The organism is Bacillus sp. FSL R9-9834 (assembly GCF_038006905.1).
Taxonomy (GTDB): Bacteria; Bacillota; Bacilli; order Bacillales; family Bacillaceae_G; genus Bacillus_A; species Bacillus_A pacificus.
Genome location: NZ_JBBOWD010000001.1, coordinates 3,694,869 through 3,711,463 on the forward strand (window position 1 = coordinate 3,694,869; position 16,595 = coordinate 3,711,463).

Annotated in this window: 18 protein-coding genes; all 18 read right to left on the reverse strand. The window is 36.1% G+C overall.

Annotated features, from left to right (window positions below):
- Window positions 1-18: 18 nt before the first annotated feature.
- The 18 genes from divIVA to mraY all read right to left on the reverse strand — a co-directional run bounded on the left by divIVA (window position 19) and on the right by mraY (window position 16,580).
- A complete protein-coding gene (divIVA, locus tag MKY00_RS19015) occupies window positions 19-525 on the reverse strand; it encodes a septum site-determining protein DivIVA (RefSeq protein ID WP_001131612.1) in 507 nt (168 codons plus the stop codon).
- 89 nt (window positions 526-614) lie between these two features.
- A complete protein-coding gene (locus tag MKY00_RS19020) occupies window positions 615-1,382 on the reverse strand; it encodes a YlmH family RNA-binding protein (protein ID WP_000029727.1) in 768 nt (255 codons plus the stop codon).
- Window positions 1,383-1,397: 15 nt separating this feature from the next.
- A complete protein-coding gene (locus MKY00_RS19025) occupies window positions 1,398-1,661 on the reverse strand; it encodes a YggT family protein (RefSeq protein ID WP_000450921.1) in 264 nt (87 codons plus the stop codon).
- A 6-nt stretch (window positions 1,662-1,667) separates the two neighbouring features.
- Window positions 1,668-2,138: a cell division protein SepF gene (locus MKY00_RS19030; protein WP_000119138.1), complete on the reverse strand. Its 471-nt coding sequence runs from the start codon at window positions 2,136-2,138 to the stop codon at window positions 1,668-1,670.
- 19 nt (window positions 2,139-2,157) lie between these two features.
- Entirely contained in the window at window positions 2,158-2,832 is a 675-nt protein-coding gene (locus MKY00_RS19035) for a YggS family pyridoxal phosphate-dependent enzyme (protein ID WP_016718318.1), read from the reverse strand.
- The gene (pgeF, locus tag MKY00_RS19040) at window positions 2,829-3,647 is read right to left on the reverse strand and encodes a peptidoglycan editing factor PgeF (protein ID WP_001209018.1); all 819 of its coding nucleotides are present in this window, start codon (window positions 3,645-3,647) and stop codon (window positions 2,829-2,831) included. Before pgeF ends, MKY00_RS19035 begins: the two co-directional genes overlap by 4 nt.
- 118 nt (window positions 3,648-3,765) lie before the next feature.
- Entirely contained in the window at window positions 3,766-4,050 is a 285-nt protein-coding gene (locus tag MKY00_RS19045; RefSeq protein ID WP_033677969.1) for a YlmC/YmxH family sporulation protein, read from the reverse strand.
- A gap of 167 nt (window positions 4,051-4,217) precedes the next feature.
- Window positions 4,218-4,997, reverse strand: a complete 780-nt coding sequence (gene sigG, locus MKY00_RS19050) for an RNA polymerase sporulation sigma factor SigG (protein ID WP_000197753.1) — start codon at window positions 4,995-4,997, stop codon at window positions 4,218-4,220.
- A 157-nt stretch (window positions 4,998-5,154) separates the two neighbouring features.
- Window positions 5,155-5,874 carry an RNA polymerase sporulation sigma factor SigE gene (gene sigE, locus MKY00_RS19055; RefSeq protein WP_000976948.1) on the reverse strand — a complete coding sequence of 240 codons (720 nt, stop codon included), beginning with the start codon at window positions 5,872-5,874 and terminating at the stop codon, window positions 5,155-5,157.
- Between the two features lie 19 nt (window positions 5,875-5,893).
- A complete protein-coding gene (spoIIGA, locus tag MKY00_RS19060; RefSeq protein WP_000261996.1) occupies window positions 5,894-6,811 on the reverse strand; it encodes a sigma-E processing peptidase SpoIIGA in 918 nt (305 codons plus the stop codon).
- A 323-nt stretch (window positions 6,812-7,134) separates the two neighbouring features.
- Complete coding sequence (gene ftsZ, locus MKY00_RS19065; RefSeq protein ID WP_000888991.1) at window positions 7,135-8,289, reverse strand: cell division protein FtsZ; 1,155 nt, start codon at window positions 8,287-8,289, stop codon at window positions 7,135-7,137.
- Window positions 8,290-8,328: 39 nt separating this feature from the next.
- On the reverse strand, window positions 8,329-9,636 hold the full coding sequence (gene ftsA, locus MKY00_RS19070; RefSeq protein ID WP_001087553.1) for a cell division protein FtsA: 1,308 nt from the start codon (window positions 9,634-9,636) through the stop codon (window positions 8,329-8,331).
- 400 nt (window positions 9,637-10,036) lie between these two features.
- Window positions 10,037-10,807 (reverse strand): cell division protein DivIB, encoded by a 771-nt coding sequence (divIB, locus tag MKY00_RS19075; RefSeq protein ID WP_016718321.1) that lies wholly within the window; start codon window positions 10,805-10,807, stop codon window positions 10,037-10,039.
- 98 nt (window positions 10,808-10,905) lie between these two features.
- Window positions 10,906-11,811, reverse strand: coding sequence for a UDP-N-acetylmuramate dehydrogenase (gene murB, locus MKY00_RS19080; protein WP_341035173.1), 906 nt, complete (start codon window positions 11,809-11,811; stop codon window positions 10,906-10,908).
- A 62-nt stretch (window positions 11,812-11,873) separates the two neighbouring features.
- On the reverse strand, window positions 11,874-12,968 hold the full coding sequence (murG, locus tag MKY00_RS19085) for an undecaprenyldiphospho-muramoylpentapeptide beta-N-acetylglucosaminyltransferase (protein ID WP_001265415.1): 1,095 nt from the start codon (window positions 12,966-12,968) through the stop codon (window positions 11,874-11,876).
- A gap of 102 nt (window positions 12,969-13,070) precedes the next feature.
- Entirely contained in the window at window positions 13,071-14,162 is a 1,092-nt protein-coding gene (gene spoVE, locus MKY00_RS19090; protein ID WP_000753510.1) for a stage V sporulation protein E, read from the reverse strand.
- 90 nt (window positions 14,163-14,252) lie between these two features.
- Entirely contained in the window at window positions 14,253-15,605 is a 1,353-nt protein-coding gene (murD, locus tag MKY00_RS19095) for a UDP-N-acetylmuramoyl-L-alanine--D-glutamate ligase (protein ID WP_016718322.1), read from the reverse strand.
- The gene (gene mraY / locus MKY00_RS19100; RefSeq protein ID WP_000893058.1) at window positions 15,606-16,580 is read right to left on the reverse strand and encodes a phospho-N-acetylmuramoyl-pentapeptide-transferase; all 975 of its coding nucleotides are present in this window, start codon (window positions 16,578-16,580) and stop codon (window positions 15,606-15,608) included. It abuts the gene before it with no gap.
- Window positions 16,581-16,595 lie beyond the last annotated feature (15 nt).

A 16,595-nucleotide genomic window follows, 5' to 3' on the forward strand; every position in this document is an offset into this window, starting at 1 on the left:
ATGAGAAAAACGTCAAGCTTACACTGTTTCTTCTTTTTTCAACAGCTCGTCTACTTCGTCTTCTAACTCAATTAGTTTATCCCAATCATCGTTGTTTAACATTTCAAGCTGTGTTTCTAATAACATACGGAAACGAGTGCGGAATACTTTCGCTTGTTTCTTTAGCTCTTCAATATCAAAAGCAACTTTTCTTGATTTTACTAAAGCTTCGTTAATAATACGGTCTGCATTCTTTTCAGCTTCACGTACAATTAATTTTGCTTCTTTTTGCGCATTACGTTTTACTTCTTCCGCTGCTTCTTGTGCAACAACGATAGATTTGTTTAACGTATCTTCAATATTAGAGAAATGATCTAACTTCCCTTCTAATTGCGCAACTTGTTCTTCTAAAGCTTTTTTCTCACGAATGACTAATTCATAATCTTTGATAATTTGATCAAGAAACTCATTTACTTGATCCTCATCATAGCCACGGAATCCGCGACCAAATTCTTTGTTATGAATATCTAATGGTGTTAACGGCACAACGCCACCTCCAAGTAGTTATCTAAATTTCCTCTTTCAATTATATCTTTTCTTCGACAAAATAGGAGGATTTCCTTCTAAAAAACCAATCATTTTAGTATACCATACAAAATTCTCCATTTGTCGCGCTTTGTTCTACCTTCTACAGAAAACAATTTACTGCGTCCATGTCCTCTCACTGAAAAAACATCTCCTGGATAACATTCATAAGAGGTTTGCTCCACTGTTTTCCAATTCACTTTTACTAAACCATTTTTTATGAAAGGTTGTACTTTTTGCCTAGATATATGTAACATTTCAGCTAACATAACATCTAAACGAAGTGAAGAAACTGTTCCGGATTTCTCCCCCCACGTTTCTTGTATCTGTAGAATTTTTTCCCCTTGCACTGGTGATAAGGAGACTTTCACTTTTCCTATAGATTGTAAGTTCATCTCAATATAAGATACAACTTCTTTCGCGACTACAATTTGGGCACGATCTTCTTGAAGCAAAATATCACCACATTTTTCTCTCGTTAAACCGAGAGACATAAATGTACCTAATATTTGCCTATGCTCTAGCGTATAAAACTTGGAAGGATAGTCAATTTCCAATACTTCTACTTGAAATTCCTCTTCATTTACTACTAGATAGTCCGGATAAATGAGTGCTCTTTTGCGCTCTGCTTGAGACGTTGCACCATCAAACTGTACAGCAACATCTCCTTGTCCTATTACCATAGTGACAATTTGTTGTTGTCTTGGATCAAGAAAGTCTGTTAACTTCACTTGATGGTACTCCGCTGCTCGCTTCCACTCTAACACTTTATCCACAAAGACCACTTCATCAGGTCTAAAATGCTCGTAGATGCTCATACATATAACCTCTTACTATAAGAAATAGCCGAATAAACTTACCAAGCCATTTGTCGCAAGTCTCAACGCAAAGATCGCAACGAGTGGCGAAATATCAATCATACCAAGCGGCGGAATAAATCTGCGAAATGGTTCTAAATATGGTTCACAAATACGCGCAAGAAACTCTCCGAAAGTTGATTCCTTTGCACCTGGGAACCATGATAGGAGAATGTAAATAATAAGTGCCCACGAGTAAATCTCGATAGCATAAACTAAAAGTCTTAAAACGGTTTCCATGGCGTATTACCACCTCTTTATATTTGTGTCTTCTTCTTCACCGAATAACTCTGAAATTGCACCAACTATATCTACATTTTCAGGCGTACACATAAATGTTTTCGGTCCTATTTTTTGAATGTCCCCGCCTATAGCGTATACAGTACCACTTAAAAAGTCAACGATACGTACAGCTTGATCCGTAGACATTCGTTGTAAATTAATTACAACAGCTCGTCTACCTTTTAAATGGTCCGCAATTCCTTGCGCTTCCGAATATGTGCGTGGTTCTAATAAAACAACTTTTGAGGATTGCTTCGCTGTTTCAATGCTCACAACATTTTGTTTCGTTTGCGCTTTTGGAAACGTAACATCTTGTTGTTCTGGCGGATCTTGCTGCTTCTTCATGTCCGTTTGCTCCTTTTCATAACTATATTGAGCTGCTTCTTTTTCTTCAGGTGTATCAAAAAAGAAGTATTTTACTTTTGACCAACTCATAATAAGATTCTCCTTCCTTTTACGCTTTTCCTACTAAAATCGTCCCCAAACGAATGTATGTAGCACCTTCTTCAATTGCAATGGTGTAATCATTAGACATTCCCATTGATAATTCTTTACATGGCGCATGTAATAATTCTAACTCCTGCACCTCTGTTTGTAGCATACGTAATGTCTTAAAACAGCGTCTGATTTCTTCCTCTTCTTCTGTAAACGGAGCCATTGTCATTAGTCCAACCACTTCAATCTTATCCAATTCTTGCAAACTTTGAATAAAAGAAACGGTTTCTTCTATTGCCAACCCTTGCTTTGATTCTTCAGATGATGTTTTCACTTGAATAAAACATTTCACTTTCTTATCCGCACGTTTTTGAATTTCTTTTGCAAGTGAAAGACGATCTAATGAATGTAAATAATCGATTTCATTAATGATTTCTTTTACTTTTCTCGTTTGTAATGATCCAATAAAATGCCAATTCACTTTTGAACCGAAATGTTCATACTTCTGTAAGAAACCTTCATTTCTATTTTCACCTAAATCGATAATTCCTGCTTCAATTACTTCGTTTGTTTTTTCAATTCCTACCGTTTTTGTAACCGCAACGAGTTTAATATCTTGCAACGAACGTCCTGCTCGTGCGCAAGATTGTTTAATTGATTCATTTACAGTTGTTAAATTTGTTTGTACTGTCACTTGCTTTCTTCCTCCTTAAAACCTATGAAACTCAACATTCTCCCCGTCTTACCTTGATCACGACGATGAGAGAAAAAGAGTTGCTCTTCACAGCTTGTACAAAGAGATGACATTACAATATTCTCTTCTTTTATGCCTACTTGTAAACATAGTATACGATTAATTTCTTTTAAATTAATTGCATACTGTCCGTCAGAAATTTTTTTATAAGGGACAGAACCGTTTACTACTTGCTCTGCTGCTGTTAGCACTCGATCATCAACAACGTAACAACAAGATCCAATTGCTGGTCCAATCGCAACATGAATTTCATCACTTGAAATCCCTTCTGCATTCCATTTTTGAATCATTTCTTTTGCAATCTCTTTTACAGTCCCTTTCCATCCAGCATGCGCAAGTCCTATCATACCATGTGATGGTGCATAAAAATAGAGTGGAACACAATCCGCGTAACAAGATGTTAGAAGAACATCATTATTAGTCGTATAAATGCCATCTGTTTTTGAAATGCCGTCTTCATATGAATAAACGCCACTTCCTTTTTCCTGTTCTCCTACTTTTTCAACATGATGATCATGAACTTGTTCAGAGCAAATCCAGTTTTCTAATGGTTTTTGTAACTTATTTGCTAAAATGCGTCTATTTTCATGAACGTTCTCCGCAATATCATTCACATGTAATCCTAAATTCATCGCATGAAAGGAGCCCGTACTTACCCCACCATCTTTTGTCGTAAATCCAGCAGTAATGTTCCCAAGTTCTTTCCACGCTTGTAAATACAGTATACCGTCCACATATTTAAATGGCTCTCTCATAATAGCGGCTCCTTTTAATTAAAATAACATAAAAAAGCATGGTACTTCCTGTCTATTTTACCATACTTTTATTTTTTCATAATCCTAACAGAAAAAAAAGAGGAATTTGTAATATTCTTTATGAAATTGTCGGTGTTTGTATTGATTCTGTTACAGAATTAACAGAATTTACTCTAACAAGTATGACATCTTCCCCAATTTTCACAATTTCTTTCCAAGGAATTACAATTTCTATATCTTTCCCAAAGATCCCTAACATACGTGCCTGTTTGGAAATAATAATAGACTCGATTTTTCCTGTGTTCATATCGATTTCGATATCTCCAATATTACCCAGCCTTTTTCCGTCTAAAACATTTATTATATCTTTCATCTGTAATTCCGAAATTCGTATCACTTTCATCCTCTCCCTTATATATGACGAATCGAAAAAACATTGTTTCTCAAATGAACAGGAAGCATCCTCTTGCCAACCTCATATTATTTTCATTATATGAACACAGCTCCCCTACTATGAACGCAAACAAACTATATGACATATAAAAAGGTCTCACCATAAATGGTGAAACCTTATCCTTGAATCGTCTTATTCATTTGTTTAATAGCTGATTTCTCTAAACGTGACACTTGCGCTTGAGAAATCCCAATTTCTTCTGCAACTTCCATTTGTGTTTTTCCTTGGAAGAAACGTTTTCGAATAATCATTTTCTCACGATCATTTAAACGCTTCATTCCTTCTTTTAGAGCTAACTCTTCAACCCACTGCTCGTCCTTTTGTTTTTCATCACTTAACTGATCCATAACAAAGATAGGATCTCCCCCATCGTTATAAATCGGCTCAAATAATGAAACTGGATCTTGAATTGCATCTAAAGCAAAAACAATTTCTTCATGAGTCACTTCAAGCACTTTTGCAATATCCATTGCTGTCGGTTCTTTTGAATTTTCTGCAATCAACTTTTCTCTTACTTGTAACGCTTTATACGCAATATCTCGTAAGGAGCGAGATACGCGAATCGGATTGTTATCACGCAAATATCTGCGTATTTCCCCAATAATCATCGGCACAGCATACGTTGAAAATTTTACATTTTGGCCTAAATCAAAGTTATCAATGGATTTCATAAGTCCGATACAACCAACTTGAAATAAATCGTCAACATATTCTCCTCTGTTATTAAATCTTTGGATGACGCTCAGTACAAGACGTAAGTTTCCATTCACTAATTTCTCTCTTGCGCTTATCTCTCCACTTTGCATTTCACGAAATAATTTACGCATTTCATCATTTTTTAGTACGGGAAGTTTAGCTGTATCAACACCGCAAATTTCTACTTTGTTTCTCGTCAAAGTGTTCCCTCCTATCGGGAGTTGCTGTACAGTGTAAAGTATTTCCTTTGAAGGGGATTTTATGCATGCGGTTTTCTCTTCATTTTTCATTTTAGTTGTCCTTCCTCATACAACTAAATAGAATAAGACCAGCCTAGATAACGGCTGGCCTTACTCTTTACACCATTTTATTAAATTCTTTTCGTAATCTTTTTATGATTCTTTTTTCTAAACGCGAAATGTATGACTGTGAAATCCCAAGCATATCCGCTACATCTTTTTGCGTCTTTTCCTCTCCTCCAGCAAGCCCAAACCGAAGTTCCATAATTTGTTTTTCACGATCATTTAATTGATGTAATGCTTTCATTAGAAGATGACGATCCACAGTCGCTTCTAAATCTTTTGTAATAATATCATCGTCTGTACCTAATACATCTGATAATAAAAGTTCGTTTCCATCCCAATCGATGTTAAGCGGTTCATCAAAAGAAACTTCTGAACGATTTTTATTATTCCTGCGCAAATGCATTAAAATTTCATTTTCGATACAACGTGAGGCATATGTTGCTAATTTTATTTTCTTTTCTGGATTAAATGTATTTACCGCTTTAATAAGACCAATTGTTCCAATGCTAATCAAATCTTCAATATTTATCCCTGTATTTTCAAATTTTCTTGCTATATATACGACTAGCCGTAAGTTGCGTTCAATCAGTAACGATCTTGCCGCCTGATCTCCTTTTGGCAATTTATTTAAAAGAACTTCCTCTTCTTCTTTCGTTAACGGCGGTGGTAACGCTTCACTTCCACCAATGTAATAAATTTCATCGGTCTTAATTCCTAATTTCAGCAATACTTTATACCAAAGGTATACTAAATAAAATTTTAATTTCATCATATTATCCCGCCTCCCATTATTAAGCAATTACCATTTTTTGCGAAATTAACATTTTCGGATGCACAATACATTGATACTCTCCATTGGTTGATAACTGTTGTGTATTTAATCCAATCAATACTTTGTTCACAACGATAGAACTTCCTTCATGATAAATTTGTACACTATCTGGCTTAATTGCCCATAAAAATTGACTTTCTACTCCCACTGCTCGGAAAGGAATTAAGCGTAATTTTGTCGCCCACCCAGAATCATTTTCTGGTATTTGAGGAATTTCTGTTTTGGAATAAATTTGTTCTGTTAACCAAGCTGGCAAACAATGTTCTAACGATGAAATATGCATAATCATAACAGGTGTTTTCGTTAACGGGTCGTAAAGTTGATTTCCACTATCAATTAAGCCTGCAAGTTCTAGCTCCTCTTCAGCTAATTGAACTTTCAATTTCACAATTTGATCATAGTGTATTTTTGTAACCTCTACGCTTTCAATACGCTTTTTAGAAAAATAATAAATGACTGGAAAACCAAAAATAACAAACAACCAGCTAATTGGGTCACCGTAAGAAATTGATTGAGATTGAACCAACCCATTTACCATTTCATTCGTTTGCAAAAAGAAATGAGTGCCCATTAACCCTCCGCCAACCATAAAGGTTACAAAGTAAAAAGTAAAAACAGTTTGTGCATAATTTCTAAATGTTGTAAACCCAAATGCTGTATACACAATAAGTAACGAGTACAGTAGTTTCATAATTGGATGTGTCATCACAGAAGCAAAAGGAGTAAAGGCAAAAATAACAATGGTTGAACCTATCAATGCCCCTAACACAAGCCTCCATCTTTTGATCTTCTTTTTTAACACGGTAGCTGTTAATAAAAGTAAAAGAAAATCAATGCAGGCGTTTAACAACCAAACAACGTCGGCGTAAACAACCAAACAATTCACCTCTTTTTTTAAGTTGAGACTAGTATAATGCATATCCAATAGGAAAGTGTGTCAATTTGCGGAGGTGTTTTTTTGTTATTTTGTGCTTTCTAGACATAATCTGTCGGTAAAAAATAAAAGTATATGTTTCATAGAATGCTATCTTTTTTTCAAACTTTAATCAGTGGGGGTTTTCTTCATCCCCCCACTGATTATTAGCCCTCACCAATTGGGCTACCCAGCAAAAAGCGGAATAAATTACAATAAAAAAAGACCTGCTTAGCAGATCTTTTCCCTGTATAAAACAAAAAAGGAGCATAAATGCTCCTTTTCTTTTATCGTCTACGACGATTACGTAAGAATGCTGGAATATCGATATCATCTGAATCTGAATGACGCTCATGTACAACCGGCTCTTCACGCTTCATTTCACGTTTTACTTCACGTTGTTTTGGTGGTTGAGCTACTGGCTGTTGCTGTTGTTGCGTGTGATTCACATTCGGACGGATAATTGGTTTTGGTGGTTGAGTTGCAATTGTATCATCAAAACCAGTTGCAATTACAGTTACAACGATATCATCTTTTAATCCTTCATTAATAACCGAACCGAAGATCATATTTACTTCTGGATCTGAAGCTGAAGCTACAATGTCTGCCGCTTCTTGTACTTCATATAAGCTTAAGTTAGCTCCACCCGTAATGTTCATGATAACACCTTGAGCTCCATCAATAGATGTTTCTAATAATGGACTAGAAATCGCTTTTTTCGCAGCTTCAGCAGCACGATTTTCTCCATTACCAGAACCAATACCCATTAAAGCAGAACCTCTATTAGACATAATTGTCTTTACGTCTGCGAAGTCTAAGTTAATTAAACCTGGTGTTGCAATTAAATCAGAAATACCTTGAACACCTTGACGTAATACGTTATCTGCTTCACGGAATGCCTCTAACATTGGCGTGTTTTTATCAACAATCTCTAATAAGCGATCGTTTGGAATTACAATAAGTGTATCTACATTTTCTTTAAATGCCGCAATACCAGATGCCGCTTGTGTTGCACGCTTACGTCCTTCAAATGTAAATGGTCGTGTTACAACACCAACTGTTAATGCACCTAATTCTTTTGCCACTTGAGCAACAACTGGAGCTGCACCAGTTCCAGTTCCGCCGCCCATACCAGCAGTTACGAATACCATATCAGCACCACGAAGTGCTTCTTGGATCTGTTCTTTACTTTCTTCTGCTGCTTTTTTCCCTACTTCAGGGTTTGCACCTGCACCAAGTCCACGTGTTAATTTTCCACCAATTTGCATTTTCGTTTCAGCTTTTGATAGATTTAATGCTTGTGCATCAGTATTTACAGCGATAAAGTCTACACCTTGTACACCGTGTTCAATCATACGGTTTACAGCATTGTTTCCGCCACCGCCGACACCGATAACTTTTATATTCGCTAATTGATCTTGAGTAGTATCAAACTCTAACATGTCGAAATCCCCCTAGAACCTCATTTTTCGTGTCCAATTTTAATCCCATAAATAACGGAATACACGTTTTACTTTTGACATCATACGGTCATCATTTTGATTATTATTGTTTTGATTACGCGTTTTTTGTTTCGCAGGTTGCTGTTGTACCGGCGTTGGAGCTGGTGCTGGTACTGGTTCAAAATGCTCTTGTTTTTCCTGCACATTTTTCCCACGCAACTTAGCTTTTTGATAAGAATGTTTAATTAATCCTACTCCACTTGTATATTGGGGCTCACGCACGCCAATATAATCAGGAGTTGCTATACGAACATTTTCATGTAAAATATCATATGCAAGATCAAGAACACCTGGCATAGAAGCAATTCCACCAGTTAGTACATAACCAGAAGCTACTTGCTTTACTCCTAACTTACGCACTTCATCTTGAACAAACATTAAAATTTCCTCTACACGAGCCTCTATTATATCCGATAATTCCAACTGAGAATATTGTTCTGTTTGATCGCTTCCCATAATAGGAACCGTAAACATCTCTTCTTCCGACGCTGTATCATAAAAAGCATGTCCATATTTCAACTTAATTTGATCTGCATTTTCTGTTGAAGTTTTCAACCCAATCGCAATATCTTTCGTTATATGGTCTCCACCTAATGGTAATACGCTCGTTGCTTGTAACTCTCCATCTTTAAAAATAGATAAAGTTGTAGATCCTCCCCCCATATCAACAAGGGCTACTCCTCTATTTTTTTCATCTGAAGATATAGCAACTGTTGCAGCCGCTAAAGGTTGAAGACAAATATCAACAATTTCAAGACCTGCTTTTTCTACACAACGAAGTAGGTTATGTAGTAAAGTTCTCGAGCCTGTAATAAGTGTACCTTCCATTTCTAATCTTACACCGATCATCCCGCGCGGATCGTTAATCTCGTCAAGACCGTCTACAATGAACTGTCGAGGTACCACATCAATAAACTCACGTTCTGGAGCAATTGACACAACTTGTGCTGCATCTAGAACGCGTAAGACATCTTCATTCCCGATTTCACGATCTTCATTTGAAACAGCGACTACTCCGTGACACGGAAGTAGCTGTACCTGGTTTGCATTGACACCTACTACAACTTGCTCAATGTGGATTCCCACCATGCGCTCAGCTTGTTCAATTGCTTTTTTAATTGATCGAACAGTCTCGTCTATATCAACTATCGATCCTTTCTTTAAACCATTTGATTTTACATTTCCAACACCAATAATGTTTAAGCTGTCATTAACCATTTCACCAATGATGACTTTAACATTGGATGTACCGATGTCAAGACTAACATATATTTCATTGCTGTTCATTCTTTGGCACCTCCTTCTTTATTTATACCATACAACTCAATATATGGAACAACAATCGCAACTTTACTATTTATAAGAAAAATATTCAACGTCTTTATACGTTTCCCTTTTTTAACCCTATATTTTTCTTATTTTTATTTAACATTCATTTAAGAATATTGCAGTAAACTGTGAATAACTGCTTATCTTGAAATAATTCTATTTCAAGTGTAAAGATTACCGCCAAGTATAAGTCTACACTAAGATGTACTCATAGAAAAGTGAAACTTGTACCAATCCTAGTATGAATCTAAGAATTTTTACATATTTTTCATCAAATGAACCATTCTTGTAAATTCCTATGCACCAAGCAGAACATTCGTTTCGTTTTTTCTACAATAACGTAGTGAAAACTATCATTCTATTCTTTTTTTTCTTCTGCTCCTAATTCTTTCGTATACGCCCCTACTTCTAAGTCAATTAATACCTTTTTACCTGGCTCAATTGTTTTTAAGATAAGTGGATAAGCTTCCATACGTTTTGCGAAATTTTGAATCGTAGTGCTCACTTCATACCCTTCATTCATATATAAAGTAAGGTGGTCTTCATTCGCATTTGTCGGTGAATAACGAATTTCAGAAATAGACCTTAAAATAGTTGGTGTTAATTTTTCAAGCTCAGCAATTAACTCCTTCATTTTCTCCTCTTTAAAAGGTTCAAAAATTGGCGCTGCAACAGGAAGTTTTCCGTTCGGGAGTACATCAAGTGTTTTCCCGTTCTCTAATAACGGTTGTAATTTCCCATCTTTGTTTATATAACCAATTGTTAAATATTCTTCAATATGAACGTCAATTTTATTTGGAAAACGCTTCTTTACATTTACTACTTTAATTTCTTTTCGTTTCGTTAAGTTTTCTTCTGCTTTATGTGCTGTCACTCGGAAATAACTTGTATCATATGTCACACCTGATTCCTTCATCACTTGTTCATCTGTCATATAATGATTTCCAAACACGCTTATCTTTTTTATATTGCTAAGCGGAGACCGAAAATAAATTAAAAAGAGCACTAATAAAAATAAAATTGATATGTATAGAATCAACCGATGATTAACATTTTTCTTGTTTTTTTTCTGTTGATTTTTTAACTTTGGTACACGATCCTGTAGTTTAATCACTTTACTATTTTTCATGTACGATCCCCCTACGTAACATAAAGAACGGCATGTTCCTCATGCCGTTCTTATCTTCTTATTATAACATAAATGATAATGAGCGGAACGAATAACCGTTATCTTCCAATGATTTCTACTTCTGTATGCATTTCTACGCTAAATTTATCCTTGATTGTTTGTTTTACTAATGCTATTAAAGATAATACATCTTGCGCGCTAGCTCCACCAGTGTTAATAATGAAGTTCCCATGCATTTCAGAAATTTGAGCTCCACCTATTTGATAACCACGAAGTCCCGCCTTCTCTATTAAATCTCCGGCAAAGTATGGAATTGGATTCCGAAACACACTTCCTGCACAAGGGTGATTCCATGGCTGTGTTTCACGGCGGTAATCTTTATTCTTTTGCATGACACTTACAATTCCCTCACGCTCTCCTATCTGTAATTGAAACTCAGCTTCCAAAACAATACCAGGGCGTTTCGTTTGCAATACAGATGTACGACAGGAAAACTCCATTTCTTCATGCGTTAACCAGTCAATTGTTCCATCTTCAAACAAAATAAGAGCTTTTGATAATATGTTTGATATATCCGATTTATGTGCTCCTGCATTCATATACACTGCACCGCCAACACTTCCTGGAATACCACTTGCGAACTCCAGACCCGCTAACCCTTGACGACTAAGTAAAGTTGATAATTTAATCAGGGGATACCCACCACCAACTCTTACTCTATGTTTTTCGACTTCTAAGTGGTCTAATCCTTCTCCTAAACGAATAACGACACCTTCTATACCTAGATCAGATACAAGAAGGTTCGAACCGCGACCAATTACAGTCCACTTTGTTTTATATTTCTTTACTAACTGCAACGTTTTTTCAATACCGGCAACATGCTTTGGCACAATTAAAATATCAGCTGGTCCACCTATTTTCATAGTTGTATAACGTGCTAACGGTTCATCCACTAACACACGACCAACATTTGCTTCTATAAGCTCATTTACTAATTGCTCCATAAACCAATCTCCCCCATACTAAGCATCCTTATTACAGTAGTATGCAGGGCGTTCACCTAACGTTATTTTTTTACAAGCTTATTCATTACTTCATACAACTTATTTGCTGCATCTGGAATACCTAATTGCCCAGCAGCAAGCTTCATATTTTGTAATGTTTGTGCATCTAATAAAATCTCGTCAATATCACGAATAAGTGTTTCAGCTGTTAAATCTTTTTCAAGCAACATTTTTGCTGCTCCTTTATCGACAACAGAACGTGCATTTTTTTCCTGATGGTTATTTGTTACATAAGGACTCGGAATTAACACACTTGGCTTACCTAACGCTGTTAATTCTGCAAGTGTTGTTGCTCCAGCCCTTGAGACAACCAGGTCTACACCGGTAAGTACTTCTGGCATATTATGAATGAAAGGTTTAATAATAACATTATTCGGATTCCCTTTTTGCTTCACTGCATCCATCACTTTGTCGTAATGAACTTCACCTGTTACATACAATATTTCGTAACTTTTATTTCCAAACTGTTCAATTGCTTCTACGAAAGCATCGTTAATTGGTCTAGCCCCACGGCTGCCACCAAAAATAAGCACGGATTTTTTAGGAAGAGATAAACCTACTGAACGTTTTCCCTTCATTCCATTTTGATCCATTACTTCTGACGCTCTTGGGTTTCCTGTCATGACCACTTTTGACTGCGGAAAATGTTCTGCAGCCGCTTCAAAACAAACTGCAACTTTATCAACATAGCGGCTTAAAAATTTATTCGTTACACCAGGTACACTATTTTGTTCATGTACAATAGTTGGAATACCTAATTTTGCCGCAGCATATACAACAGGTCCACATACATATCCACCTGTTCCAATTACAATATCTGGATTAAAACGACGAATATATCGTTTACTATCTTGTACACCTTTTAGGAAACGCATCACCGTTTTCACGTTATCTAACGATATTTTACGCTTAAATCCACTTATAACAATAGATTGAAACGGTATACCTGCTTTGGGCACGATTGTGCTCTCTAATCCATTCTCCGTACCAATATATAAAAACCTTGCTTCCGGATTTAATTTTTTTATTTCTCTTATTAAAGCAAGAGCCGGATAAATATGACCTCCAGTGCCCCCACCACTTACTAATACACGCACTACTAACTCCTCCGCTTCTCTTTTTCTTATTACAGTATTTATTTCTATATACATATTGTTTCTTCGTACACATACGAAAAACCCTGTCTGATAAAACAGGGTTTAGTAGCGAGAATGGCGACTTATATTTAATAATACACCTACTGCCATTAACATTAATGTCAAACTTGATCCACCATAACTTAAAAACGGCAAAGTAATACCCGTAACAGGCATCAATCCTGTTACAACACCAACATTAATCATTACTTGAATCGCAATCATCGCCACAATACCTACTGCTAAAAACGTACCATATAAATCTGGCGCTCCTAAAGCTATACGAATCCCACGCCATAATAATAGACTAAATAATAATAACACAAATGAACCACCAATAAAACCTAATTCCTCGGATAAGATTGCAAATATAAAGTCTGTTTGCGGTTCAGGTAAATAAAGAAACTTTTGTCTACTTTGTCCAAGTCCAAGCCCGAATAATCCACCTGGTCCAATTGCGAGTAACGATTGAATAATTTGAAATCCACTTCCAAGCGGATCTGACCACGGGTCTAAATATGATGTAATACGTTTCATCCGATACGGTGCTGATGCAATTAGCCCTACAAATCCTGCTACACCAAGCAAACCAAACATTGCAAAGTGAAAGACCCTTGCTCCTGAGATAAATATCATAATGATACATGTCCCAACCATTACCGTTCCTGTGCCAAGGTCCGGCTGTAACATAATCATTCCGAAAGCAAGAAATACAAAACCTAGAGCTGGTAGTAAACCACGTTTAAAAGAGGTAATTAATTTTTGTCGTTCCGCTAAAAATTTCGCTAAGAAAATAATCATCGCAAACTTCATAAATTCGGACGGTTGAATGGAAAATGCCCCGATTCCAATCCAACTTCGCGCTCCTCCTCGAACAAGACCTACTCCAGGAATAAGAACGAGAATAAGAAGAATGAAGCAAACTAGCAAAATTACTTTTGAATACGTACGCCACACCCAATAATCAATTTTCATAATAAAAAACATAGCCACTACACCAAGACCTGCGAATAGCAATTGCCTTTTTGCAAAAAAGAATGAGTCCCCCATTTTATAAGAGGCCCAAACCGCACTCGCACTATAAACCATAATCATTCCGATTGTTAACAACGCAAGTGTAACGATGATGAGAATAAAATCAGGCGTTTTCTTCATTACCCATAAACACCACCTCTTTAGGCAGAAACTTTTGCCCTATGTAACAAAACATCAGTAGGTGTTAGCCTACTGATGTTTTGATTTACTTTATATAAGTTTATGCACAGCTTGTATAAAAATGTCTCCTCTTTCTTCAAATGTTTTAAATTGATCCCAGCTTGCACATGCTGGAGAAAGAAGAATTACATCGCCATCTGTAGAATGAGCATATGCTTTCACTACAGCTTCATCTAAAGTATCGACACTTTCAATTGTATCTAATCCCGCTTTTTCTGCAGCTCTTACTAATTTTGGAGCTGTTTGTCCAAATGTTACAATCGCTTTAACATTTTTGAAATACGGAATTAAATCATCGAATTCATTTCCACGATCCAGCCCACCTGCTAATAACACAGTCGGTTGTGTAAACGCAGATAAAGCTTTCTCTGTCGCTAACATATTCGTTGCTTTTGAGTCATTATAAAACTTACGGTTGTTTATAGTTGTTACATATTCTAAACGATGTTTTACACCTGTAAAACGTTTTAAAACTGCCGTAATCGCTTCATTAGAAACACCCAATAATTTTGCGATACTCATCGCTGCTAAAATATTTTCTAAATTATGTTGACCAGGTAAAACGATATCACCTACTTCAACAACTTTTTCACCTTTAAAATAAAGAGCATTATCTTTTATGCACGCACCATCTTCAATTTCTTTCGTTGTTGAGAACAGTACTTTTTGACCTTTACTATAAGCAGATAAAGCCATCACATCTGCATCATCTGCATTTATTACACTATAATCATTTTCTGTTTGGTTTTTAAAAATATTTGCTTTTGCTAAGCCATATTCTTTTTTCGTCCCATGATAATCTAAATGGGCCTCAAATAAATTTAAAAACGCAGCAATTTTAGGTTGGAAGAATTCTACTCCCATCAATTGGAACGATGAAAGCTCTGTAACTACAACTTCATTTTCTTTTGCATCCTGTGCTACTTCACACGCAACAGTTCCAATGTTCCCTGCAATTACGGGATGCTTTTGTCCTTCTTTTAGCATTTCAAATGTAAGCATTGTCGTCGTCGTTTTACCGTTAGACCCCGTAATCCCAACAAATGGTGCTTCTGAAATACGATATGCTAATTCAACTTCCGTAACAATTGGAATTTGCTTTTCTTTCGCAGCAACTAATATTGGATTAGAATACGGGATTCCTGGATTTTTTACTACAAGAGAAATATTTCTCTCTAATAATTCTAAAGGATGACCACCGCATACAACATCCATTCCTTTTGCTTGTAATTCTGCAGCAAGTACATTCTCTGCTAAAGGCTTTCCGTCATTTACAATAACATTTGCCCCTAACTTTTGTAACAATGTAGCTGCTGCATAACCACTTTTTGCAATGCCTAATACAAGAATATTCTTATTTTGAAATTCAGTTACAGTTTTCAATTACATCCACACCCCGATATAAATTCCTAACACAGCTAATAAAAATCCTACAGACCAAAACGTCACAACAACACGCCATTCTGACCAACCACATAATTCATAATGATGGTGTAATGGACTCATTTTAAAGACACGTTTTCCTGTTGTTTTAAACGAAATAACCTGAATAATAACCGATAAAGTTTCCATTACGAATACTCCGCCAATGATTACAAGTAGCAATTCTTGTTTTAATAAAATTGCTACAGCTGCAATGGCTCCACCTAAAGCTAATGAACCTGTATCTCCCATAAACACTTTTGCTGGATTCGCATTGAATACTAAAAATCCAAGTACAGCTCCTACAACTGCCATACAGAATATCGCTACTCCAAATTGCTCTTGTGCCACAGCAATAATACTAAATGCTCCAAATGCAATAGCAGCTGTTCCTGATAATAAACCATCTAAACCGTCAGTTAAGTTAACTGCATTCGATCCACCAATAAGCATAAATAGTACAAGTACAAAATACGCCCAACCTAATTCAAACTTAACATCCGTTCCCGGAATCATGATGTATGTGTGGAACGCTTGCCCTTTTCCAATTAAAAAGAACGCAATAGCAATAACAAGCTGACCTACTAATTTTTGTTTTGATGTTAAACCAAGATTTCTCTTCTTAACTACCTTTATGTAGTCATCTAAAAATCCAATCAATCCGTAACCAAATGTCACTAATAGTAATAACGATACCTCTGCACCTAAATGATTAAACTTAATCGCCATAATAAGTGAAGTTACCATCATAGATACGTATATGACGATACCACCCATTGTCGGTGTCCCTGATTTTTTTTGATGTGATTTTGGTCCCTCATCACGAATACTCTGTCCGAACTTTAATTTTCTTAAAAATGGAATAAACAATGGCGAAAGGGCAACAGAAATTAAGAATGCTACCCCAGCCGTTACTAATAAACCTTGCTCAAGCACATGTAGTCCTCCTCT